The organism is Hydrogenophaga sp. GW101-3F08, assembly GCF_059424585.1.
Genome location: NZ_JBWKZP010000001.1, coordinates 703283 through 725277, shown reverse-complemented (window position 1 = coordinate 725277; position 21995 = coordinate 703283). Strand labels below are relative to the sequence as shown.

The 21995-nt window shown below is 68.2% G+C and carries 19 protein-coding genes, 1 other RNA gene and 1 riboswitch; of the genes, 11 read left to right on the top strand and 9 right to left on the bottom strand.

Annotated elements, in window-relative coordinates; all coding sequences use genetic code 11:
- The first annotated feature begins 3 nt into the window (after nucleotides 1-3).
- The gene (locus AC07YZ_RS03635) at nucleotides 4-2451 is read left to right on the top strand and encodes a DUF1631 family protein (protein ID WP_494793738.1); all 2448 of its coding nucleotides are present in this window, start codon (nucleotides 4-6) and stop codon (nucleotides 2449-2451) included.
- Between the two features lie 23 nt (nucleotides 2452-2474).
- On the opposite strand, the gene AC07YZ_RS03630 is transcribed toward AC07YZ_RS03635, so the two are convergent.
- Nucleotides 2475-3323, bottom strand: a complete 849-nt coding sequence (locus AC07YZ_RS03630) for an AraC family transcriptional regulator (RefSeq protein WP_494793737.1) — start codon at nucleotides 3321-3323, stop codon at nucleotides 2475-2477.
- Nucleotides 3324-3412: 89 nt separating this feature from the next.
- Between AC07YZ_RS03630 and AC07YZ_RS03625 the strand changes: the two genes are divergently transcribed.
- The 4 genes from AC07YZ_RS03625 (at nucleotide 3413) to AC07YZ_RS03610 (ending at nucleotide 7852) form a co-directional block, all read left to right on the top strand.
- Entirely contained in the window at nucleotides 3413-4675 is a 1263-nt protein-coding gene (locus tag AC07YZ_RS03625) for an MFS transporter (RefSeq protein ID WP_494793736.1), read from the top strand.
- On the top strand, nucleotides 4672-6381 hold the full coding sequence (locus tag AC07YZ_RS03620; RefSeq protein ID WP_494793735.1) for a thiamine pyrophosphate-binding protein: 1710 nt from the start codon (nucleotides 4672-4674) through the stop codon (nucleotides 6379-6381). The genes AC07YZ_RS03625 and AC07YZ_RS03620 overlap by 4 nt, the downstream gene beginning before the upstream one ends.
- Nucleotides 6382-6499: 118 nt before the next feature.
- Entirely contained in the window at nucleotides 6500-7195 is a 696-nt protein-coding gene (locus AC07YZ_RS03615) for a helix-turn-helix transcriptional regulator (RefSeq protein ID WP_494793734.1), read from the top strand.
- A gap of 6 nt (nucleotides 7196-7201) precedes the next feature.
- Nucleotides 7202-7852, top strand: a complete 651-nt coding sequence (locus AC07YZ_RS03610) for a Crp/Fnr family transcriptional regulator (protein ID WP_226492695.1) — start codon at nucleotides 7202-7204, stop codon at nucleotides 7850-7852.
- A gap of 132 nt (nucleotides 7853-7984) precedes the next feature.
- On the opposite strand, the gene AC07YZ_RS03605 is transcribed toward AC07YZ_RS03610, so the two are convergent.
- The 4 genes from AC07YZ_RS03605 to AC07YZ_RS03590 all read right to left on the bottom strand — a co-directional run bounded on the left by AC07YZ_RS03605 (nucleotide 7985) and on the right by AC07YZ_RS03590 (nucleotide 13500).
- Complete coding sequence (locus tag AC07YZ_RS03605) at nucleotides 7985-9919, bottom strand: S8/S53 family peptidase (protein ID WP_494793733.1); 1935 nt, start codon at nucleotides 9917-9919, stop codon at nucleotides 7985-7987.
- Between the two features lie 61 nt (nucleotides 9920-9980).
- A complete protein-coding gene (locus AC07YZ_RS03600; RefSeq protein WP_226492697.1) occupies nucleotides 9981-10916 on the bottom strand; it encodes a phosphatase PAP2 family protein in 936 nt (311 codons plus the stop codon).
- A gap of 168 nt (nucleotides 10917-11084) precedes the next feature.
- Nucleotides 11085-12920 (bottom strand): adenylate/guanylate cyclase domain-containing protein, encoded by a 1836-nt coding sequence (locus AC07YZ_RS03595; RefSeq protein WP_494793732.1) that lies wholly within the window; start codon nucleotides 12918-12920, stop codon nucleotides 11085-11087.
- Nucleotides 12921-13062: 142 nt separating this feature from the next.
- A complete protein-coding gene (locus tag AC07YZ_RS03590; protein WP_226492699.1) occupies nucleotides 13063-13500 on the bottom strand; it encodes an SWIB/MDM2 domain-containing protein in 438 nt (145 codons plus the stop codon).
- A 260-nt stretch (nucleotides 13501-13760) separates the two neighbouring features.
- On the opposite strand from AC07YZ_RS03590, the gene rraA reads away from it, so the two are divergent.
- Entirely contained in the window at nucleotides 13761-14267 is a 507-nt protein-coding gene (rraA, locus tag AC07YZ_RS03585) for a ribonuclease E activity regulator RraA (RefSeq protein ID WP_494793731.1), read from the top strand.
- A 37-nt stretch (nucleotides 14268-14304) separates the two neighbouring features.
- On the opposite strand, the gene AC07YZ_RS03580 is transcribed toward rraA, so the two are convergent.
- The 4 genes from AC07YZ_RS03580 to AC07YZ_RS03565 form a co-directional block, all read right to left on the bottom strand.
- Nucleotides 14305-15120, bottom strand: a complete 816-nt coding sequence (locus AC07YZ_RS03580) for a sulfite exporter TauE/SafE family protein (RefSeq protein WP_494793730.1) — start codon at nucleotides 15118-15120, stop codon at nucleotides 14305-14307.
- A 160-nt stretch (nucleotides 15121-15280) separates the two neighbouring features.
- A non-coding RNA gene (gene ssrS / locus AC07YZ_RS03575) (6S RNA) lies at nucleotides 15281-15460 on the bottom strand.
- Nucleotides 15461-15545: 85 nt separating this feature from the next.
- A complete protein-coding gene (locus AC07YZ_RS03570) occupies nucleotides 15546-15920 on the bottom strand; it encodes a cell division protein ZapA (RefSeq protein ID WP_494793729.1) in 375 nt (124 codons plus the stop codon).
- Nucleotides 15917-16150 carry a DUF904 domain-containing protein gene (locus AC07YZ_RS03565; RefSeq protein ID WP_494794029.1) on the bottom strand — a complete coding sequence of 78 codons (234 nt, stop codon included), beginning with the start codon at nucleotides 16148-16150 and terminating at the stop codon, nucleotides 15917-15919. Before AC07YZ_RS03565 ends, AC07YZ_RS03570 begins: the two co-directional genes overlap by 4 nt.
- A 50-nt stretch (nucleotides 16151-16200) precedes the next feature.
- Nucleotides 16201-16455, top strand: a riboswitch (cobalamin riboswitch).
- A 78-nt stretch (nucleotides 16456-16533) separates the two neighbouring features.
- Between AC07YZ_RS03565 and AC07YZ_RS03560 the strand changes: the two genes are divergently transcribed.
- The 5 genes from AC07YZ_RS03560 to AC07YZ_RS03540 are packed head-to-tail and all read left to right on the top strand — an operon-like array spanning nucleotide 16534 to nucleotide 21973.
- Nucleotides 16534-18366: a TonB-dependent receptor domain-containing protein gene (locus tag AC07YZ_RS03560; RefSeq protein WP_494793728.1), complete on the top strand. Its 1833-nt coding sequence runs from the start codon at nucleotides 16534-16536 to the stop codon at nucleotides 18364-18366.
- The gene (locus AC07YZ_RS03555) at nucleotides 18363-19709 is read left to right on the top strand and encodes a cobyrinic acid a,c-diamide synthase CobB (RefSeq protein ID WP_494793727.1); all 1347 of its coding nucleotides are present in this window, start codon (nucleotides 18363-18365) and stop codon (nucleotides 19707-19709) included. The genes AC07YZ_RS03560 and AC07YZ_RS03555 overlap by 4 nt, the downstream gene beginning before the upstream one ends.
- Nucleotides 19706-20524, top strand: a complete 819-nt coding sequence (locus AC07YZ_RS03550) for a cobalamin-binding protein (RefSeq protein ID WP_494793726.1) — start codon at nucleotides 19706-19708, stop codon at nucleotides 20522-20524. Before AC07YZ_RS03555 ends, AC07YZ_RS03550 begins: the two co-directional genes overlap by 4 nt.
- Complete coding sequence (locus tag AC07YZ_RS03545; RefSeq protein ID WP_494793725.1) at nucleotides 20517-21077, top strand: bifunctional adenosylcobinamide kinase/adenosylcobinamide-phosphate guanylyltransferase; 561 nt, start codon at nucleotides 20517-20519, stop codon at nucleotides 21075-21077. The genes AC07YZ_RS03550 and AC07YZ_RS03545 overlap by 8 nt, the downstream gene beginning before the upstream one ends.
- Nucleotides 21077-21973, top strand: a complete 897-nt coding sequence (locus AC07YZ_RS03540; RefSeq protein WP_494794028.1) for an ABC transporter substrate-binding protein — start codon at nucleotides 21077-21079, stop codon at nucleotides 21971-21973. Before AC07YZ_RS03545 ends, AC07YZ_RS03540 begins: the two co-directional genes overlap by 1 nt.
- Nucleotides 21974-21995 lie beyond the last annotated feature (22 nt).

Genomic DNA, 21995 nt, shown 5'->3' with positions numbered 1-21995 from the left:
GACATGAAGGTGCACTCCCCATTGTTGCAGCAGTGTTTTGCTGAAGTGCTCGCAGAAGCGCCCAAACTGGTGGGACGCTGCGTGGATGCTGCTGTGATTGGGCTGCAGGAGGCCGAGAAACAGGGGCGCGAGGTCGCGCAGCGCGACCGCCTGGCCACCGCCTGGTGGCACCTGCAGCAACTCAAACCCCTCTGGGTGAGAACCTACCCCGAAGCCTTGCGCAAGGCGCTTCAGGGCGAGGACTTCGATGCCTCGCTCTCGCGGCCCATGCCGCTGTCGGAGTCGACCTATCTCTCGCTCGTTGAAGACGAGGCGGTCACCGAGTCGATGGAATCCACCCGCCTGGTACAGTCCGTGCAGCCCCTGGTGGAGCAGGAGCTGTCGGTGCTGGATGCCCTGATGAGCTCGCTGCTCGGGCTGGACCAGATCCGCGCCGAGATGAACCCGCTGCGCCCCGAAGTCTTCGTGCGTGTGCTGCGCGACGTGTTCAGCGCAAACGAGACCGACGTTGACATCCGCACCCTGTGGCTGCGGCACTGTGGCCGGCCGTTGGGCGGCGAGCTCAAGACCCTCTATGGGCGCCTGGTCCAGCTGCTGCAGCGCGCCCAGGTGCGCGAGGCGGGCTACCGCGTCCGGTTGACCGCGCAGAGCCCGTCAGGCCGGGCCGGGGGAACCACGGCGCCGGGCGCTCTGCGGGGGGCCGATGGCCGTGGCGTGCCCGACACCGGTTTCGATGCACTGCCCGAAGACGGTTCGGGCCATGGCCTGCCGTCCATGCCGCAGCTCGGGCGCATCCGGCCCCGTTTCGAAACGCAGCTGTACCAGGACTTCTTCCAGCGGGAAGACAGCCGCTACGAACAACCGCTGGAGCCGTCTTATTACCGGCAGGTGAACCGCGAGATCGCGGCCATGGAGCAGGCCGCTGTCGATGATCACGTCGACGAATCCAGGGTGCAGGAGAACCGCACCCAGTACCGCGACCTGCCCGTGGTGGACCGGCCCGCGCGCGAAGTCGACATCTCGACCCAGCTCAGCCAGCGCGACTGGGGTGACTACGCCACCGCCCACCAGCGCTCGCGCGTGCTCATGGAGCTCAAGCAGAAGGCCCGGCGCGTGGCGCAGGCGGTCGGGCTCGATGTGGTGCGCACGCTGGTCAACCAGGTGGCACAGGACCCGCAGCTGCTGGCGCCGGTGCGCGAAGCGGTGGTGGCGCTGGAGCCGGCGCTGCTGCGCATGGCCATGGCCAACCCGCGTTTTTTCCGGGAAGACGTCCACCCGGCGCGCCGCCTGGTCGAGAGCGTGGCGCAGCGCAGCTTCAAATACAACGACGAATTTGCCAGCGAGTTCGAGAGCTTCTTCCTGCCGGTGCAGCAGGCGTTCAACGGGCTCAATGCCTCGAAGACCGAAGATCCGGAGGTTTTCGCAGGTGTCCTGGCCGGTCTTCAGCAGCGCTGGGACGAGCAGGACCAGGAGGCGATCAAGCAGCAGGACGATGGCCTGCAGCACATCCGCCACGCCGAAGAGCGCCAGGCCCTGGCCGATCAGGTGGCCTGGGAGCTGAGCCAGCGGCCCGACGTGGACCACGCACCTGGCGTGATTCTCGACTTTCTCTATGGCCCCTGGGCGCTGGTGATCGCCTCCGCCCAACTGGCCGACCGGGAGGGCAAGACCGACCCGGGGGGCTACCGAAAGGCTGTCTCCAACCTGCTGTGGAGCGTGCGCAAGGAAGTGACGCTCAAGCGCCCGGCCCAGCTGTTCCAGATCATTCCCAGTCTGTTGAACACGCTGCATTCGGGCCTGGACATGCTGGGCAAGACCCGCGAAGAAACCAAGCCCTTCTTCGACGCCCTGATGCGCCTGCACGAGCCCGTGTTGAGCCTGCGGCGCGCGCGCATCCGCGGTGACGCCAGTGCTTCCGCGCCGGCGCCGCTGGAAATCTCGACGGGCTCGATGTCGATGGAGCTGGACGAAACCTTGCCGGCCACACCCGAGCAACGCAAGCCCCGACAGAACGCCCAGCCCTGGCTGGGCCGGCACGAGATCGAAGCGGCGGGCTTCGCGGACACCGTGCCCACGGATTTCGCCGAACTGCACGAGCTTGAGCCCAGCAAGGCCAACGCGCCCGACGCCAGCGGCGCCGAGCCGGACCAAGAGGACGATCACGAGATCAACGCCGCGGCGGTGCTGGCCGGCCTGCGCGAGGGCGATTGGGTCGATCTGTTCTCGCGGCGTGAGTGGCTGCGTGCCCAGTTGATCTGGGCCAGCAGCCGGGGAACGCTGTTCATGTTCGTGAGCCGTGGCGGGTGCCCGCACTCCATGACCAAGCGCAGTTGCGAACGCCTGATCGCCGGCCGCCTGCTGCGGCCCATCGACTCCCGGGGCGTGGTGCACAAAGCCATCAAGACCCTGGCCGAGCAGCAGACCCGCTCGGAAGAACCGGTCTCGGCCTGAGAGGCTGGGACCACCCGCACGTTTCAGGATTCTCCGCGCATCGAACGCATGGGAGACTGGCCCATGGCCGCCTTGAACATGGCGGTGAACGCGCTGTCGCTGGCATAGCCACTGGCCGCGGCCACCTGACCCACCGGCATGCCCCGCGCCAGCATGGGCAGTGCATGGGCCAACACCACCTGCTGGCGCCAGCGCTGGAACCCCATGCCCAGCTCCTCGCGAAACCGACGCGCCAGCGTGCGTTCGCTCGCCCCGCTGTGGGCCGCCCAGGCCGACAGCGTGGCGTGCTGCGCCGGTGCGTTCAGCACCGCTTCGCACAGCGCGCGCAGGCGGCGGTCGCCGTGCAGTGGGTCGGGCATCGGCACGCCCAGCGGTTGCGTGGGCGCATGCGCCATCTCGGCCAGCACCAGCGTGGCCAGGGCCTGCTGGCGGGCGGTGTGTCGGGCGTGCTGCGGCTGGTCCATGCCGAGCACCAGTTCGCGCAGCAACGGCGAAACCACCAGCACGCGCGAGCGGTTCCAGCCGTCGGGCACCGCCGAGGCATCGATGTACAGCGTGTGCAACTGCGAGGCTTCGAGCATGGTGACCGCGTGCCGCGCGCCCGGTGGAATCCACACCGCACGGGACGGCGGCACGATGGCGGTGGTTTCGCAGGCGAGGGTCTCGCCGGTTTCCCCGGGGGGCGCCGACACCGTGACCTGCAGCAGCCCGCTGGCGCAGTAGGCCAGCTGCCCCCAGGGGTGGTGGTGCGGTTCGAACTGCGTGTCGTGGCCCATGGCACGGGCGCGGCAGCGCACCGGTTGTGCGGGCGAGGGCGCGTAGGGGTCGGTGTCGCCGACGGGCACGGCCTGGCGGGGACGACGGGGTCTCATGGGCAGGGCAGGGTGGTTTGGCTGGAATTCGACAGGATTTGTCTTTTTATCGCAAAACACCGTCAAACACCAACCGTACGATTGGTCGCATGAACACCGCCACCCTCGGCGCCGCGGCGCCCACCAACCCCGTTCCCCTGAAGCAGGACGCCAGCGTCATCGGCCTGGTGGGTCTGGCACACGCCACCTCGCACTTTTCGCATCTGTTGCTCGCGCCGCTGTTCCCGGTCTTCATGCGCGACTTCGGCCTGAGCTACTCGGACGTCGGCCTGCTCATGAGCATCTTCTTCGTCATCTCGGGTTCGGGCCAGGCCGTGGCCGGCTTCGTGGTGGACCGTTTCGGCGCGCGACCGGTGCTGTTCGCAGCCATCAGCTGCTTTCTGCTGGCCGCGCTGGCGGCGTCGCAAGTCACCGCCTATGGGGGGCTGGTCCTGGTGGCCGTGCTCGCCGGGCTGGGCAATGCGCCGTTCCATCCGGCCGATTTCACCATCCTGAACCAGCGGGTCTCGGCGCCCCGGCTGGGGCACGCGTTCAGCACGCACGGCCTCACCGGCAACCTGGGCTGGGCGCTGGCGCCGGCCTTCCTGGTGGGCATCACGGCGCTGGCCGACTGGCGTGTGGCCTATTACTGCGCGGCGCTGTTGTATGTGGTGGTGCTCGCGTTGCTGTTCTGGCAACGCGACAAGCTGCTGACCGAGGTGGTGGTGCGCCACCCCGATGCGCCCAAGGGCGCCGATCTGGCTTACCTGAAACTCCCGGTGGTCTGGTGGTGCTTCTCGTTCTTCCTGCTCTCGACCATGACGCTGGCCGTGGTGCAGAGCTTCGCGCCATCGATCCTCAAGAACCTGCACGGCGTGAGCGTCGAAGCCGCCACGCTCACCATCAGCGCCTACATGCTGTGCGGCGCCTTCGGCATGCTGGTGGGTGGCTTTGTGGCCGCGTACGGGAGCAGCCACCGCCTGTCGAGCGACCGTGTGGTGGCGCTGTCCATGTCCGGCGGCGCGCTGTTGCTGCTGGTCTGCGCCACCGGCTGGCTGGGCGCGGCGGGCACCATGGTGGCGCTGGCCGCCACCGGTTTTGCGGTGGGGGTGGGTGGCCCCAGCCGCGACATGATGATCAAGAAGGCCACACCGAAAGGCGCGACCGGCCGGGTCTATGGCACGGTGTATTCGGGCCTGGATGTGGGCTTCGCCATCTCGCCCGTGGTGTTCGGTGGATTCATGGACCGCGGCTGGTACGCGCTGACGCTGGCGGGCGCGGCGGTGGTGCTGTTCATCTCGGTCTACGCCGCGCTGGGGGTGGGCCGCCGCACCGGCCCACAGGGCTCCGGCGCGGCACAATCGGCGGCATGACACAAAAAATCGCTGGCCACCTGCTCGTTGAATGCCTGATCGCCCAGGGCGTGACCCACGCCTTTGGCGTGCCCGGGGAAAGTTACCTCGCCGTGCTGGACGGCTTTCACGCCCACGCCGACCGCATCCGTTTCGTGACCAACCGGCAAGAGGGCGGGGCCGCCTTCATGGCCGAAGCCCAGGGCAAACTCACCGGGCGCCCGGGCGTGTGTTTCGTGACGCGCGGGCCGGGTGCGACCAACGCCTCCATCGGCCTGCACACGGCCTTTCAGGACTCCACGCCCATGGTGCTGTTCGTGGGCGATGTGGCCAGCGATGCACGCGACCGCGAAGCCTTCCAGGAGGTGGACTACCTGAGCTTTTTCGGCCCCAGCACCAAAGGCATGGCCAAGCGCGTGGAGCGCATCGACGATCCACGACGCATCCCCGAGTACGTGGCGCGTGCCTTCGCCACCGCCATGAACGGCCGACCCGGCCCGGTGGTGCTGGTGCTGCCCGAAGACATGCTGACCCAAACCGTGGACGCCGAACCCTTGCCACGCGTGGAGCCGGTGCAGGCCTGGAGCGACCCGGGCGCTCTGCGCACCCTGCGCGAACTGCTGCTGCAGGCCAAAGCCCCGCTGGTGATCGCCGGTGGCGGTGGCTGGACGCCGCAGGCCGCCGCCGCCTTGCAACGCTTCGCCGAAAACTGGCAACTGCCGGTGGCCAACGCCTTTCGCTTCCAGGACTGTTTCGACAACCACCACCCCAACTACGCGGGCGACGTGGGGCTGGGCATCAACCCGGCGCTGGCCGCGCGCGTGCGCGAGAGCGATCTGCTGATCGCCATCGGCCCGCGTCTGGGTGAAGCCACAACCGGCGGCTACGCACTGATCGAAGCGCCGGTGCCGAAACAGAAGCTGGTGCACATCCACGCCAGCGCCGAAGAGTTGAACCGCGTCTACCAGGCCACGCTCGCCATCAACGCCAGCATGAACGCCGCCGCGCGCAGCCTGGAGGTCTTGACCGCGCCCCCGGGATTGGCCTGGGGCCAGTGGACCCAGGCCTGCCACGCCGATTACCTCGCCAACATCGACCCGGCCAACGGCGGCACCGTGCTGCCCGGCAGCATCGACATGCCGGCCCTCATCGCCACGCTGCAGCGGCACCTGCCGGCCGACGCCGTGCTCACGAATGGCGCGGGCAACTTCGCGTCGTGGCTGCACCGCTTCTACCGCTACCACGGCCTGGCCAAAGGCCACAAGACCCAGCTCGCGCCCACCAACGGTGCCATGGGTTACGGCGTGCCCGCCGGCATCGGTGCGGCCATCCTCAGCGGGCGCACCGCCTTCACCATCGCGGGCGATGGCGACTTCCTCATGAACGGTCAGGAGTTGGCCACCGCCGTGCAGCACGGCGCCAAGAGCATCGTGCTGCTGCTCAACAACGGCACCTACGGCACCATCCGCATGCACCAGGAGCGCGAGTACCCGGCCCACGTGAGCGGGTCGGACCTGCGCAACCCCGACTTCTGCGCGCTCGCCCGTGCCTATGGCTATGCGGCCGAGCACATCACCCACACGGCCGAGTTCGAGCCCGCGCTGCTGCGGGCCCTGGCCGCGCCCACGGGGACGGTGATCGAGGTGGCGCTCGATCCAGAAGTGATCACCACCCGGGGCACGCTCTCGGCGATCCGCCAGTCCGCCCAAGCATCTCGCCCGGCCTGAGGCGGGGCGGCGCTGTTACAAGGCGTGAATAAGTCACACAAAACAGGGCAACTGGCCGCTCGTGTTGCGTGGCCCGCGTTCGTAAGCTTCCTCCATCGACACGACGGAGGAAACTCAAATGTGGCAAGCCAACGAACAACTCTCGAACCGTGGTTTTTTTCAGACGATAGCGCCCGCGGCGCGGGACGAACTGGCGCAGTCGCTGCTGCTGCGCGTGCTTGACGAGGTGGACTACGGTCTGCTGGTGATCGACGGGTCCGGCCGCATCCGCCACGCCAACCACCTGGCCCGCCACGAGATGGCCAGCGGGCGGGCCATCATGACGCACGGCAACGTCCTGCTGGGCCGCACGACCGAGTTCACCGCGCAGATCCAGCAGGCCATCGAACAGGCCCTGCGGGGGCAGCGCCGGCTGGTCTCGCTCAACCTGGGAGGGAGGGACTTCTCCATGGCGTTCGTGCCCCTGAGCCACCCGCTGGAGACCGACGCGCCGTGTGTGCTGGTGTCGCTCTCGCGCCAGGGTGCCTGCGAAAACCTGGCCGTGCGCATGTACGCCCGCTCGCAGAACCTGAGCCCGAGCGAAGAGTCGGTGCTCTTGGGGCTGTGCCGGGGCCTGTCCATCCCCGACATCGCGCGCCAGCACGGGGTGGCGCAGTCCACGGTGCGCAGCCAGATCAAGGCCCTGCGCGAGAAAACGGGCTGTGGCAGCATCCGCGAGCTGTTGCAGCTCGTCAACAGCCTGCCCGCGGTCGTGCCCGCCTTGCGCATCGTCTCGCCCATGCCTCACAATGCCACGGAGTACGCACAACCATGACCCCGGATGCCCGCCTCCGCCGCCCAACCTGCTCACACCCCACCCAGCACGCACGTTGAAGCGCTGGCGGCGCTCGGCGTGCAGCGCCGTTACCGGCGCGGCGCCCTGTTGATCCAGGAAGGCGACACCGGCGACACCCTCTACATCGTCCTGCAAGGCCGCCTGCGGGCCTTTCTGGCCGACGCCGGCGGCAAGGAACTCACGCTGGGCACCTACGGCCCGCTGGAGTACGTGGGCGAGATGTCGCTCGACGGCGGGCCCCGTTCGGCCAACGTCGAAGCCATGGAAGCGAGCACCTGTTCGGTGGTCTCGCGCGCCACACTGCTGGACTACATCGCCGTCCACCCCGAATTCGCCCTCGAACTCATGTCCCGGCTGATCCGCCGCGCCCGCCTGGCCACCGAGAGCGCACGCAGCGTGGCCCTGATCGACGTCTATGGCCGCCTGGCGCGCCTGCTGGGCGAGCTGGCCCGCGAGCCCGATGAACATGGTGAGCGCCCCCTGAAAGAGCGCCTGACCCACCAGCAGATGGCACAGTACCTGGCTTGTTCGCGCGAGATGGTCAGCCGCCTGCTCAAAGACCTGGAGATCGGCGGCTACATCGCCGTGCGCGAGCGCTGGATCTGGCTGCTCAAGCCGCTACCGGCGCGCTGGTAGCGGTGGTCCCCCCGAAGCGCCTTCAGCGCCTCCCCCCAGGGGCTACACCAGCGGCCCGGCAAACCGGTTCCGCGGTGTTCCCGGATGGCATTTGTTGCACCGGGCAAGGTTCGCAGCCGGGTGATCGGGCATTCAGAGCCCGTTGAGCAGGGCGCGGGCTTCCAGCGGTGCGGCCGAACTGGTGCCGACCAGGCGCACCGTGCTGCCGCTGCGGCTGCCCGCGGCGCGCACACCCCACAACGCCACGTTGTCATCGCTCACCTGCAGCGTGTCGGGCACCTTCTTCACGCCGGGGCGCTGGGGCCGGCTCGCGTCCGGGTCGGGCTTGCGCGGGGAATAGAGCGCGAAATGCCCGCTGGGCGATGCATCGCGGCGGATGCCACCCACGCTCACCGTGTTCTGGCCGGTCGATAGGCTGTTGAAGGTGCCGCTGCGCCGGATCGGCGTGGGATCGTTCTTGTGGTCCACGTAGGCGCCGATGTTCCCGCTGGTGTCGTAGTCGGCATCCTCAAAATACGACTGCCGCGCGCCCGTGTTCTGGCCGATGGCCACATCGTCGCGCTCAATGTAGGCGTCGAACGTGATGTCGCTGTTTCCTGTGTTGGTGAGCCTGACCTGCCAGACCCCGAACGGCGCGGTGGCCGCCGAGCGCTTGCGGCTGAAAGTGGGTTCGAGCGCCAGCAGGATGCAGGTGCCCTGGCTGCCCAGGGCGGAGGTGGTGGGGTAGATCAGCCCGCACAAGGGAGCCGATCCGTCCCCGGTCCACACGCCCGACTGGCCCATGCACCGGGCTGGCAGGGGCTCGGTCTGCCCTGGAGGCGTCACGCAGACCTGCACGGCCTGCGCGCCATCGGGCAACCAGATTTCCAGAAAACTCTGGGTGCGGTCGTCGGGCTGCACGCGCCAGTGCAGCGGCAAGGTCTGGTTCGGCTGCAGCGTCGCGTTGGCGTGGGTTCGGCTCTGGTAGGCGTTGCCCGCGGGCACGGCGATCTGCAGCCGCCCGCCATAGAGCGCGATCAACTGGTCCATGGCCGCTTCCAGGATGGAACTGCCGTCGTGCGGCCCCGCCAGGGTGCCCCAGCTGATGTTCACCACCACCTGCGCGCTCGGCGCGCAGCGCGCCAGGATGTACATCAAGCCATCGAGCACGCTCACGTTCATGGCGCCGCCCGAGGTGTCGAGCACGTTGGACCAATCGAGCTGCACGGCCACCAGGTTGGCGCGGCTGGCGTCATCGTGGATCGGATGCAGTGGATTGCCCGGCCCGCAGGCCAGGCTCATCACGTGGGTGCCGTGGTTGACGGGTTTGCTCAGGTCCCAGAGCTGCAGGTATTGGTAGAGCGCGTCTTCGTCCACCTGGCCCTGCCGGGTGTAAGCCGCCATGGCCGCGTCAATGGCCGCACCTGAGAGTTCGTGGCCGTAGCCCATGTCGTGTGGCGTGGGGCCGGCGCGCGCCGGGTCCAGCGGTTCGCGGTGGCGCGGCTGGTTGCCGGGCCAATTGCCGTTCTGGTAGGCGTCCTGTCGCCAGAAATACCGGATGCGCGTGTGACCATGTTGGTCGAGGAAGGCGCTGTTGGCCAGGGCCAGGCCACCGTCGATCAACCCAAGCACCTTGCCGCCAAGCAGGCCGCTGGCCGGGGTGGGTGGGCTGTTGGGCGTGCAGGGGTCGATGAGCGCATGGGTGTGTGGCTCCACCGGCAGGCCAAGCTCGAAGCGCTGGATCAGGCTGCGCAAATGCGAGTCGTTGCGCAGCTTGTCGAAGAAGCGCGGCTTCACGCGCGCGCTGCAGAAGCGCAGGTTCGGCACGTTCAGGTACACCCTGGGAATCTGCAGCCAGGTGGTGCGGGAGGCGGCCACCAGCGCGGGCACATCGGCCTCTGGCGAGAGTTCGATCACGATGGGCAGCCACTTCGGTGGCTTCTTGTCGGAGCCTCGCCGGTAGCCCGCGAAGTGGTCGGCCTCGGCCCAGATCAGGTAGGGGTCCTGCCCATCAATGGCGCCGGGCGCGCTCCAGTCGGTGCCGGTGAATTCGCCCTGTGGCAGGGGCGACCAGGTCGGCGCGCTCATGCGAACACCTCCGTGCCGCGCACGGCGGAGCGAGCTCCCTTCGGAACGGGCGGGCGGCGGATCATGCCCACTCCTTGATCGCTTCCTCCCAGAGCCAGGCGAGCAGCGGGGCGTTGCCCACGCCCGTGCTGGCGGCCGAGCGTGTGTAGGCTGCCTGCCTCTCGGGGCCTTCCATCTTTTGGTGCAGGCTGAAGTCCAGCGCCTCGCCGTTCGCGCCTTCGAACAGGCGGCCGTCAAAGCCTCGCTCGTGCACCCGCGTGCCGGTGGCGCGGGCCACCAGGAACTCGGCCAGCGCCGTGCCGAGCAGGCGGCCAGCCGCGCTGTCCACCGGGAAGTGCACGCCGGCCACGGTGCGGTTCACGGCGATGCGTGCGGCCAGGCGCTGCAGCTGTTCGTGGCTGGCCGTGCCGTTGGGCGTGGCGACACCTTCGGGCGAGGCGGCGTTGAGCAGCGCTTCCAGCAATACCGCCGAGGCGAATGCTTCGGTGGCGTGGCCGCTGGGCCAGCTGCCGTGTCCCGGCGTCTGGATCATGGGCTGGATCTGCGGTGAAAACGCCTCGGGCCGCAGGCTGGCGAAGATGTGCTTGAAGCGCATCTCGACATGCACGCAGAGCGCAAAAACCAGGTCCAGCAACTGCAGGGTTTTCTTGTGGCGGTGCGCCGTCAGCCCCACCATGGACGACCAGAACGCCAGCGGCGGCGTCAGCTGCGCCACCACCTCGGCCGCGCGATCGGCGCGCAGATCGGCGTAAGCGGCCACCAGATCCAGCTGCTTCTTGAACTGCGCCTTGGTGGGCGCGCGCAGGCGCACCAGCGGTTTGCGCTGGATGTTGCTGGACTGCAGGTTGGCGAATTCGAGCGCCGCTTCTTTGGGGCCGTTGCGGGTCTTGAACAGCAGACCTTCGACGAGCTCGGTGAAACAGGCCTCGACACGCGGCCCGTCGGCCCAGAGTTTGAGGTTCGACGGCTCGTCGAAGCCGGGTTCGGTGACGTGCAAGGACGCGCCTGTGAACGGGCCGACGATGGCTGCTCGGCTTAGGATGAGGGCGTCGGAGGAGACGATGGCGCCACTGATTCCTCCGCTGATTCCTCCGCTAATGCCTCCGCTGATTCCTCCGCTGATTCCTCCGCTAATGCCTCCACTCATTTCGATTCTCCTAGTTGGTTAGTGCATTCGTAAACCAAGACTGATCAGCGCTTTGGCGACCCGCTTTCTCAACGGACTTTCACCTCCTGCCGCCAGATACTGCTGTACCGTCAACTGGGGCTGCAGTTGCATCAACAGGGCAAAGGTTTCCCTTGCGTCCTCTGCATAGCCAAGCTCATATTGGGCGATCAGCAGAGTTCTTATTGTGGGCAAGTGATATCGATTCTTAAGCAGCGATGAACGGCAGAGTTGAATGGCCCGTTCCCATTGCTCCATGGCGGCGTAGCTGGTAGCCAGCATCATCTCGAAATAGTATTTCTGCGGGTCCAGCGGTGAGAGGTGCAGGGCGTTCTCGGCCTCGATCATCGAATCCTTGGGGGTGCCCCACATGGTTGACCACACACTGTTGTACAGCCAGGCCATGGGATCGTTCGGGTTGCTCTGGGTGGCTTCCTGCAGCAGGCGGTGCGAGGCGTCCACTTCCTTGCCCAGGTGGCACAGCGCATGGCCTTTGATGGCCATGGCGAGCGAGCTGGAGGGCTCCAGGTCGAGCGCGCGGTCGGCGGTGTCGATGGCGCGCTGGAAGTCTTTGGCCGGTTCGCCCGAGAGGCCTTGCACCACTTGCATGATGTGCCACTTGGCCAGCCAGGCCCAGGGCGTGGCCACGCGCCGGTGCCGCGCCACCACGGCTTCGAGCAACTGGTGGCTGCGCTGCAGATCGCGCGGCGTGGAGCGGTGCATGAGCGTGATGCCGCCGAGCATGAGCGCGTTGCTGTCGAGCTGGGGCACGGGCAGCACCAGGGTGCGCTGCACCAGGTCGTTGAGCAGGGCCTTGGCGCAGGCGGCGCTCAGCGCATCGAGCAGGCCGCTCTGGGCTTCCAGCAGATCGTGGGTGTCGCCGGTGAGCCGTTCGGCCCAGATCACTTCGCCGCGCTTGTTGTCGGACAGCTCGGCCATGATGACGACCTTGTCGCCCAGGGTCACGTAGCTGCCACCCAGCACGAAGGCCGCGTCGAGCCGCTGGCCGATCTCTTCGGTGGTGCTCTGGCGCCCGCGGAAGGCGGTGGTGGACAGGCGGGAGATCACGCGCAGGTCCTGGCTGCGCGAGAGCTGGGCGATCACGCCGTCGGCGATCAGCTCGCCAATGACGAACTGCTCGCTCGCGTGGCTGCGCGTTTCGAACGGCACCACGGCGATCGACGGGCGAAAGTCGGTCGGCACCCCTTCGGGAACGCGCGGGCGCACCGCGGCCGAGCCGTGGCTGACAGGGAACAGCCGCCAGGTGCGCACCGGCTCGGGCCAGTGTTTGAGGTAGCTCTCGCCACAGTCTTCCACCTCGGCGTCGACGCCGATCACGATGCCGTCGAACACGCTGGCGGTGACCAGGGTGTCGCCGGGCGAGGCCAGGTCGGTCACGCGCGCGGCGAGGTTCACGCCATGGCCGTAGACATCGTTTTCGTCCGCGTACAGATCGGTGGCGTTGATGCCTGCGCGCAGGTGCAGCTGCTGGCTCTGGGGCAGGCGGCGGTTGATGGGCGCGAAGTACTGGTGCAGCGCCAGCGCGGCCCGCACGGCATCGGTGGGGTGTTCGAATTCGACCAGCAGGCCGTCGCCCAGGCTCTTGACCAGACGACCCCGGCACGCGGGCAGCACCTGGGTGGTGGCGTGCTGCATGAAGCCACGCCACTGGCTCACCACCTCGGCTTCGTTGTCGGCCATGAGCCGGACCGATTCGACCAGGTCCATCACCAGCACCACCTTGTGCTGCTGCTCGGGCAGCGGCGGCGGTGGCGCGCACGCCTCCTCGTCTTCGACAAGGTGCGTGGGGCGAATCGGTTGCGGGCTCTCGGTCATGCCTGTGGAGGTCTTGAAATTTTGTTGCAGTTTCTCACAGCTCCGCGCAGATGCCATGGCTGCGGGGCCCAAAAACAGCAAAGCCGGCTTGGCGCCGGCTTTGCAGGGACTCACGGCACCATGAGGGTGCGAGGTCGGTGGATCACTTCAGGTGTTCGTTGATCATCTTGGTCATTTCGAACATGGACGCCTGGGCCTTCTTGAAGATTTCCTTCAGCTTGGCGTCGGCGTTGATCATGCGGCGATTGACTTCGTCCTGCAGCTTGTTCTTCTTGATGTAGGCCCAGACCTGCTTGGTCACTTCGGTACGGGGCAGCGGGCTGTTGCCAACGATGGCAGCCAGCGCGGCGCTGGGCGTCATGGCCTTCATGAAGGCAGCGTTGGGGGTGCGCTTCTTGGCCGGTGCGGCCTTCTTGGCTGGCGCGGCTTTCTTCGCCGGAGCGGCTGCCTTCTTGGCAGGAGCAGCCTTCTTCGCCGGAGCGGCGGCTACCTTCTTGGCCGGTGCGGCTTTCTTCGCCGGTGCTGCAGCCTTCTTGGCCGGGGCCGCTTTTTTCGCGGGAGCTTTTTTTGCAGTTGCCATGATTGAATTTCCTTCTAGAAGTGAAACATTGACCAGCAGGAAACGCGCTTCCTCGCTGGTGTCTCGCATGCTAATGGAGTTGTTTGTGCATTCCAAGGTGGGCGGCCTGGTTTTTTGCGGGTTTTCATAGGGAAGACGCCGCTTTTTGGCCCGGAAAACAACACTTCAACACCGCGTGCCTGCAAGCGCTCTGTCAGAGCCGCTCGGCATGCTGAAAATCCGCAGTGCCATGCTCCTTCAACCGAACCTGAGAAAGCGCCATGTCTTCGACCCCAACTCTAGCCACCTGCGATCTGTGTGACGCCCACAAAAACGACGGCTCGGGCGGCTTTCGTGTGTTGCCGCCGGTGTTGCGCGATTTCGGTGCCGTGCGCCGATTCTCTGGCCCGGTGGTCACGGTCAAGTGCTTTGAAGACAACACGCCGGTGAAGGCCGCGGTGGAGAGCCCGGGCGAGGGCCGGGTGCTGGTGGTCGATGGGGGTGCCTCGCTGCGCCGCGCGCTGCTGGGCGGCAACCTCGGCGCCGCGGCCGCGCGCAACGGCTGGGCCGGCGTGGTGATCGATGGTTGCGTGCGCGACGTGGCCGAGCTGGCCGTGTGCAACGTGGGCATCCGCGCTCTGGCCTCGATGCCGCTGCCGACCGAACGGCGCAACGAGGGCCAGCGCGATCTGGCGGTGCAGATCCAAGGTGTGTGGGTGCGGCCCGGCGACTGGCTCTACGCCGACGAGGACGGCGTGGTGGTGTCGGACCGCGCGCTGACGGTGTGAATCCCCTGCGAGCGGTTCACCCAGCGGCGGCAGGTGTTCAGATGCTCAGGCCTTTGTAGAGCATGTAGGCCGCGAGCAGGTACAGGATGCCGGCGAACACCCGCTTGAGCGATTGGACGGGCAGGGCGTGTGCGGCTTTCACGCCCAGCGGCGCCATGAGCACGCTGGCGATGGCGATCACCAGCAGCGCCGGTGTGTACACGTAGCCCACCGCGCCCACGGGCAAGTCCGCCACGCCCTGGCCCGCCACCACGTAGCCCAGCGCGTTGGCCAGCGCGATCGGGAAGCCCAGCGCCGCGCTGGTGGCCACGGCGTTGTGGATGGCGACGTTGCACCAGGTCATGAACGGCACGCTGACGAACCCGCCACCCGCGCCCACCAGCCCCGACAGAAAGCCGATGGCCGAGCCCGCGCCGAGCTGGCCCGCCGTGCCCGGCAGGGTGCGTGTGGGCTTGGGCTTCTTGTCCAGCAGCATCTGCGTGGCCGAGAAGCCGACGAAGGCGGCGAACACGATGGCGAGCCACGCACCCTTGAGCAGGGCGAACACGCCCAGGCTGGCGAGCGCCGCGCCGAGCACGATGCCGGGCGCGAGGCGCTGGACGATGTCCCAGCGCACCGCGCCGCGCCGGTGGTGCGCGCGCACGCTGGAGACCGAGGTGAAGATGATGGTGGCCATGGAGGTGGCGATGGCCATCTTGACCGCAAGATCGAGGGCGACGCCGCGCGCGCTCAGGATGGCGCTGATGAAAGGCACCATGAGCATGCCGCCACCAATGCCCAGCAGGCCAGCCAGGAAGCCCGTGCACAGGCCCAGGACAACCAGTTCGGCAATGAGCAGAGGTTCGAGGATCATGAGGGGTCAGTGACCAGGCGCCGAAAGCGGGCGCGGTGGGAAGGGGAGGGGGAGCCATGCAGAGTGCCCGTGGAACCGGCTTCGCCGGGCCACAGGGCACGTCCCCCCTCCCGCAGGAGAGGGGGGAAGCCGCGAAGCGGCGCAGGGAGGTGTATCGAATAGGGTGCCTGCAAGTGCCGCCGGACCGTCATCCTGAACCGGGGTTCAGGTGGGCCAGGGCAGCGTGACTTCGGGTTCATCTGACGCGAGATGCTCACACCCATCAGGCAATGTACCTAGTCCGTGCTCAATGAGCATTGGTTCAAGGAAATATAAAGCCCGGCGCGCACTGCAGACGGTTCAAATTGTAGGCGCTGCGGTGGCCTCATGTGGACCGCTGGTCCAGAAAAAAAGCAGATCGACCGACGGGCTGCGTGCCCGCTGACTCAGATCAACTGGCCGTCGCGTCCGAGCGTGTGGTCCAGGCGGCGGATCAGTTCGTCCATGCGGGCCTGGGCCGCCGGGTCCAGCGGTTCGGCCGACGCTTCCGCGGTGTCCGGGCCTGGTTCGGTGTGATCGAAGGACGAGGCCTGGTAGATCTGGGATTCTTTCTGCGAGAGCTCGAACGCGAGGTTGAGCGAGGCCAGCACCGCGATGCGGTCGCGTGCCTTCACCTTGCCTGCGTCGCGGATGCGGCACATGGCCGTGTCGACCCGTTCGACCGCGTCGAGCAGCGCGGATTCGCCACCGATCGGGCACGCGAGCAGGTAGCTCTGCCCCATGATCTGGACTTCAACCTGTTTGCTCGCGGGCTTGTTCATTCGCTGTCCTTGCGATGGGCCTCGGGGGCGTCGGCCTCCGGCAGGCGTTCGAGCAGCGCTTCGATGCGTGCACGCGCCGTGTTCAGGCGCGATTTGAGCAGGTCGCGCTCGGCCTGCAATGCCAGCACCTGGTCCATCAACAAGGCGTTGGTGCGCTGGAGTTCCTCATGGCGCAACAGCAGGCGCTCCACGCGTTCGGTGATCTGGTCAAGGTACTTGGGATCGGCCATGGTGACGAATTGTTGCTGAGACATTGTAGGGTTGCCGCGAAAACCCGGGGCTTACAATGCCGGTTGTTGGTGCTCGCGGTGTGGTTCACACGCCGCAGTTCAACGGGAAGCAGGAGGGAATGTTCACGCCGAACGGACCTAACCTGCGCTGCCCCCGCAACGGTAAGCAGACGAGCCGCCTGATGCTCTCAGGTCGCTCCGCGTTCATCCCACAGCCACTGGAGAACTGGTTCAGGCCAGATCACCGGGAAGGCGATGAAGGTCGATCTGCCAGCCCGGATACCGGCCAACGAGGTGGTGGTGCGTTCATGAAGGGCGTGCCGTCGTGACGCTCAGGCACCGTCGGGGAAGGCGGTGAGGGCACATCAGCTCCCTTGTTTCTCATGAAAAACCGTTTCTCGCGCGCTCCCACGGCGGCGCTGCCTTTGGCCATCCTCGTCTCGTCCTTGTCCCATGCCCAGACCGCGCCAGCACCGGATCTGCCCGAGGTTGTGGTCACGGCCACCCGGTCCGACACCCGTGCCGACATCCTGCTCAGCGACGTGGTGGTGATCGAATCCGAGGCGATCCAGCAGGCGTCGGGCCGCACGTTGTCCGAGCTGCTGACCCGAAACGCCGGCCTGCAGATGTCGTCCAACGGGGGCCTGGGCAAACAGTCGGGGCTTTTCGTCCGCGGTACGGAAACCCGCCACGTGTTGTTGTTGATCGATGGCGTGCGCTACGGTTCGTCCACCTCGGGCGCGGCCTCGTGGGACAACATCCCGCTGAGCGCCATCGAGCGCATCGAGGTGCTCAAGGGCCCGGCCTCGGCGCTGTACGGCAGCGACGCGGTGGGCGGTGTGGTGCAGATCTTCACGCGGCGCGGCGAGCCCGGCTTTCACCCCAACGCCAGCGTCACGCTGGGCAGCTACGGGCACCGCAGCGCCAGCGCCGGCCTGAGCGGCGGCAGCGAAACCTTCACCTATACGCTCAACGCCGGCACCGTGCGTGAAACCGGTTTCTCCGCCACCAACCCGGACGTGGCCTTTGGCGGCCACAACCCCGACAACGACGGGTTCGATCAGGACAGCGCCTCGGGCTCGATGCGCTGGACCCTGGCCCCCGGCTGGACCACGGATGCGCATTTCAGCCAGGCCAACGGAAGCTCCGGGTTTGACCGCGGGCCGGGCGACTTCGACGTGCACTCGGACGTGGTGACCCGCGTGCTGGGCTGGGGTCTGGAGCGCCAATGGTCGCCCCAGGCGCGTACGCAGCTGAAGCTCTCGCGCAGCGACGACCGCTCCACCTCTTTTGAGGAACTGTCCACCTCGCGTTTCGACACCGAACAGACCCAGTTGACGCTGCAGAACGACTGGAAGACCGCGCTGGGCAATGCCATCGTGGGCTTCGACGCCGTGAAGGAGTCGGTGGACAGCACGCAGGCCTACGCGGTCAACTCGCGCACCACCCGGGCGCTGTTCGCGGGCCTGCAGGGCGAGGCGGGCCGCCACCTCTGGCAGGCCAACCTGCGGCGCGACGAGAACTCGCAGTTCGGGGGCGCCACCACCGGCGTCGCGAGCTACGGTTTCCAGCTCACGCCCCATTGGCGCCCGCACCTGGCCTACGGCACCTCGTTCAAGACACCGTCGTTCAACACCCTGTACTGGGTGTCGCCCTTCTTCGTGGGCAACCCGAGCACCCAGCCCGAGCGGGGCAAGAACCGCGAGTTCGGCCTGACCTACAACCGCGATGCGCATGAAGTCAAGCTGACCCGTTTCGATAACCGCGTGCGCGGCTTCATCACCACCCAGCCGGTGGTGGAAAACGTGCCGCAGGCGCGCATCGAAGGCTGGTCGCTGGCGTACGCGGCATCGGCCGGGGCGTGGTCGTGGAGCACGCAGCTGGAGCTGCTGGACGCGCGCAACCTGGCCAACGGGCGCAAGCTGCAACGGCGCGCCGATGAAACCCTGACCGCCAGCCTGGACCACCAGCTCGGCGCCTGGACCTGGGGCGCGTCCCTGCTGGCCATGTCGGGCCGTTTCGACGACGCGGCCAACACCGTGCCGCTGGCCGGCTTCGCCACGCTGGACCTGCACACGCGCTACCGGCTGGACCCGAACTGGTCGCTGAACCTGCGCCTGAACAACCTGGCCGACAAGGCCTACGAGACGGCGCGGGGCTACAACCAGCCCGGCCGGGCCGCCTACGTGACCGTGGACTGGAGGCCGCAGCGGTGAAGATCACCTGCCCGGCCATCCTGGTCGCGGCCCCGGCCTCGGGCCAGGGCAAGACCACCGTGACGGCGGCGCTGGCCCGCCTGCACGCGCGCGCCGGGCGGCGGGTGCGGGCGTTCAAGTGCGGGCCCGATTTTCTGGACCCGATGTGGCTGGAGCTGGCCACCGGCCACCCGGTGCACAACATGGACCTGTGGATGACCGGCGAGGCCGACGTGCGGGCGCGGCTGCACGCGGCCGCGCAGGACGCCGACCTGATCATCGTCGAAGGGGTCATGGGCCTGTTCGACGGTGAGCCCAGCGCGGCCGATCTGGCGCGGCGCTTCGGCCTGCACGTGCTGGCGGTGATCGACGCGTCGGCCATGGCCGGCACGTTTGGCGCGCTGGCCTTTGGCCTGCAGCACTACCGCCCGGGCCTGCCCTGGGCGGGCGTGCTGGCCAACCGCGTGGCCAGCGAGCGGCACGCGCAGATGCTGCGCGACGCGCTGCCCGCGCAGGGCGGTGCGGCGCCGTCGGGCTGGCTGGGCGCGGTGATGCGCAACCCAGCGTTCACGCTGCCCGAGCGCCACCTGGGCCTGACCGTGGCCACCGAGCTGCCCGACGCGCTGGCCCGGCTCGACGCCGCGGCCGACGCGCTGGTGGACACCCCGCTGGGCCAGATGGACACGGCGGCGCTGGCGCGCTGGTCGGTGGTGTTCGAGGCACCCGCCGAGCCGGCCGCAGTGGCGCCGCTGCTGGCCGGCAAGACCGTGGCCGTGGCGCGCGATGCGGCGTTCTGCTTCATCTATGCCGCGAACCTGGACACCCTGCGCGCGCTGGGCGCCCGGGTGGTGTTCTTCTCGCCGCTGGCCCATGAACCCCTGCCCGCGTGCGACGCGGTCTGGCTGCCCGGCGGCTACCCGGAGCTGCACGCCGAGGCCTTGTCCGCCAGCCAGGTGAGCCGCGACAGCCTGGCCGCGCATGTGGCTGCCGGGCGCCCGGTGTGGGCCGAATGCGGCGGGATGATGGCCCTGTTCGATGACCTCGTGGACCCGCAGGGCCAGAGCCATGCCCTGTGGGGCCTGCTGCCCGGCGTGGTGCGCATGCAGCCGCGCCTGGCCGCGCTGGGGCCGCAGAAGCTCGCGCTGGCGCAGGGCGAACTGCGGGGCCACACCTTCCACTATTCGCGCTGCGAGACGGCGCTGGAGCCGGTGCTGCACACCGCCTCGGCGCGCGCAGGCGCGGCCGGTGCGGGCGAGGCGGTGTACCAGCGCGGCGCGCTGCGCGCCAGCTATTTCCACGCCTGGATGGCCTCCAGCCCGGCGGCCACGGCGGCGCTGTTTCTGCCCGAAGGAGCCACCGCGTGAACACCCGCCTGGGCCCGCAGCGCATCGTCTGCCTGACCGAAGAGACCACCGAGTGGCTCTACCTGCTGGGGCAGGAGCACCGCATCGTGGGCATCTCGGGCTACACGGTGCGCCCGCGCCGTGCGCGCGAGGAAAAGCCCAAGGTGAGCGCGTTTCTCAACGCGAAGATCGACAAGATTCTGGAGCTGCGGCCCGACTGCGTGTTCGGTTTCTCCGACCTGCAGGCCGACATCGCCGCGGCGCTGATCCGCGCCGGTGTGCAGGTCACGGTGTTCAACCAGCGCAGCGTGGACGAGATCTTTTCCATGCTGTACCAGGTGGCGGCCATGGTGGGGTGTGCCGAAGAAGGGCTGGCCTGGATCGCCGCCACGCGCACCCGGCTCGACGCCATCGGCCAGTCGGTGCGGGTGCTCGAAGCGTTCGGCAAGCGCCGCCCGCGGGTGTTCTTCGAAGAGTGGGACGAGCCTCACATCAGCGGCATCCGCTGGGTGTCCGAGCTGCTGGGCATCGCCGGGGGCGAAGACGTGTTTCCGGAGTTGGCGCTTGAGTCCCTGGGCAAGAACCGCATCATCGCCGACCCGGCCGAGATCGTGCGCCGCAACCCCGACATCGTCATCGGCTCCTGGTGTGGCAAGAAGTTCCGGCCCGAAAAAGTGGCCGCGCGCGCCGGCTGGCAGGACGTGGCGGCGGTGAAGACCGGGCAGCTGTTCGAGATCAAGTCGGCCGACATCCTGCAGCCCGGCCCGGCCGCGCTCACCGACGGCGTGGCGCAGATGCAGCGCATCGTCCTGCAATGGATGGACCAGCATGGTTGACGTGGCGCGCAGCGAATTCATCCTCGGCGGCCAGAAGAGCGGCAAGTCGCGCCGCGCGGAAATGTTGGCGCGGCAATGGCTGGACGCGTCTCCCGCGCACCGCGCGGTATTGATCGCCACTGGCCAGGCCTGGGACGATGAGATGCGCGAGCGCATCGCGCGCCACCAGCGCGATCGCGCGCAGCGCGTGCCGGGCATGGCGACGGTGGAGGAGCCGCTGGCGCTGGCCGAGGCCCTGCGCCAGCACAGTGCGCCGCACACGCTGGTGGTGGTGGACTGCCTCACGCTGTGGCTGACGAACCTGCTGATGCCGATGGACGGCGCGGCGGTCGACCCCACCGAGCCGTCCCGGGTCTTGTGCGGCGCGATCGAACAGGCCGCCGGCCCGGTGGTGCTGGTGGGCAATGAAATCGGTCTGGGCGTGATCCCGATGGGGCGCGAGGTGCGGGCTTTCGTGGACGCGCTCGGCGGCTTGAACCAGGCCGTGGCCGCCGCCTGCGAGCGTGTCACGCTGATGGCGGCGGGCCTGCCACTCCTATTCAAAGGGACATGATGATTCACCTCCCGAAGTTCCTTGGGCGCCTCTGGCGATGGGGGTTCGCGGCCTGGCTGCTGGTGGGCGCGGGCGCGCTGCACGCCGCAGGCATCGAGGTGGTGGACGACCGCGGTGTGGCCGTGCGCTGGGACGCGCCGCCGCAGCGCATCGTGACGCTGCTGCCCTCGCTCACCGAAACCGTGTGCGAGCTCGGCCAGTGCGCGCGGCTGGTGGGCGTGGACCGCTATTCCAACTGGCCCGCGTCGCTGGACAAGCTGCCGCGCGTGGGCGGCGGCATCGATCCCAACGTGGAGGCCATCGTGGCGCTGCGGCCCGATGTGGTGCTGCTGGCGCAGTCTTCGCGGGTGATCGATCGGCTGGAGGGGCTGGGCCTGAAGGTGGTGGCGCTGGAGCCCAAGAGCCATGCCGACGTGCAGCGCGTGCTGGGCAAGGTGGGGAGGGTGCTGGGCGTGGACGCCGCGCAGAGCCAGCGTGTGTGGCGCCACATCGACGCGGCGGTGTCGGCGGCGGCGCAGTCGCTGCCGGCGCGCGTGAAGAACACGCGGGTGTATTTCGAGGTGAACCGCGCGCCCTACGGCGCGGGCACCTCGTCGTTCATCGGCGAGACGCTCACGCGCCTGGGCGTGCAGAACATCGTGCCCGCGCACCTGGGGCCGTTCCCCAAACTCAACCCCGAATTCGTGGTGCGCGCCAACCCGGACCTGATCATGGTGGGCGACCGCAACTTCGAGGGCATGACGCAGCGGCCCGGCTGGCGCGGCATCCGCGCCGTGCGCGAAGACCGCCTCTGCGTGTTCCCCGACGCCGAATCCGACGTGCTGGTGCGACCGGGCCCGCGCATGGCCGAAGCGGCGCGCCTCATGGCGCGCTGCCTGCAGGACAAAGCCCCATGAGCCCAGGCAACAGCGCCGCCGC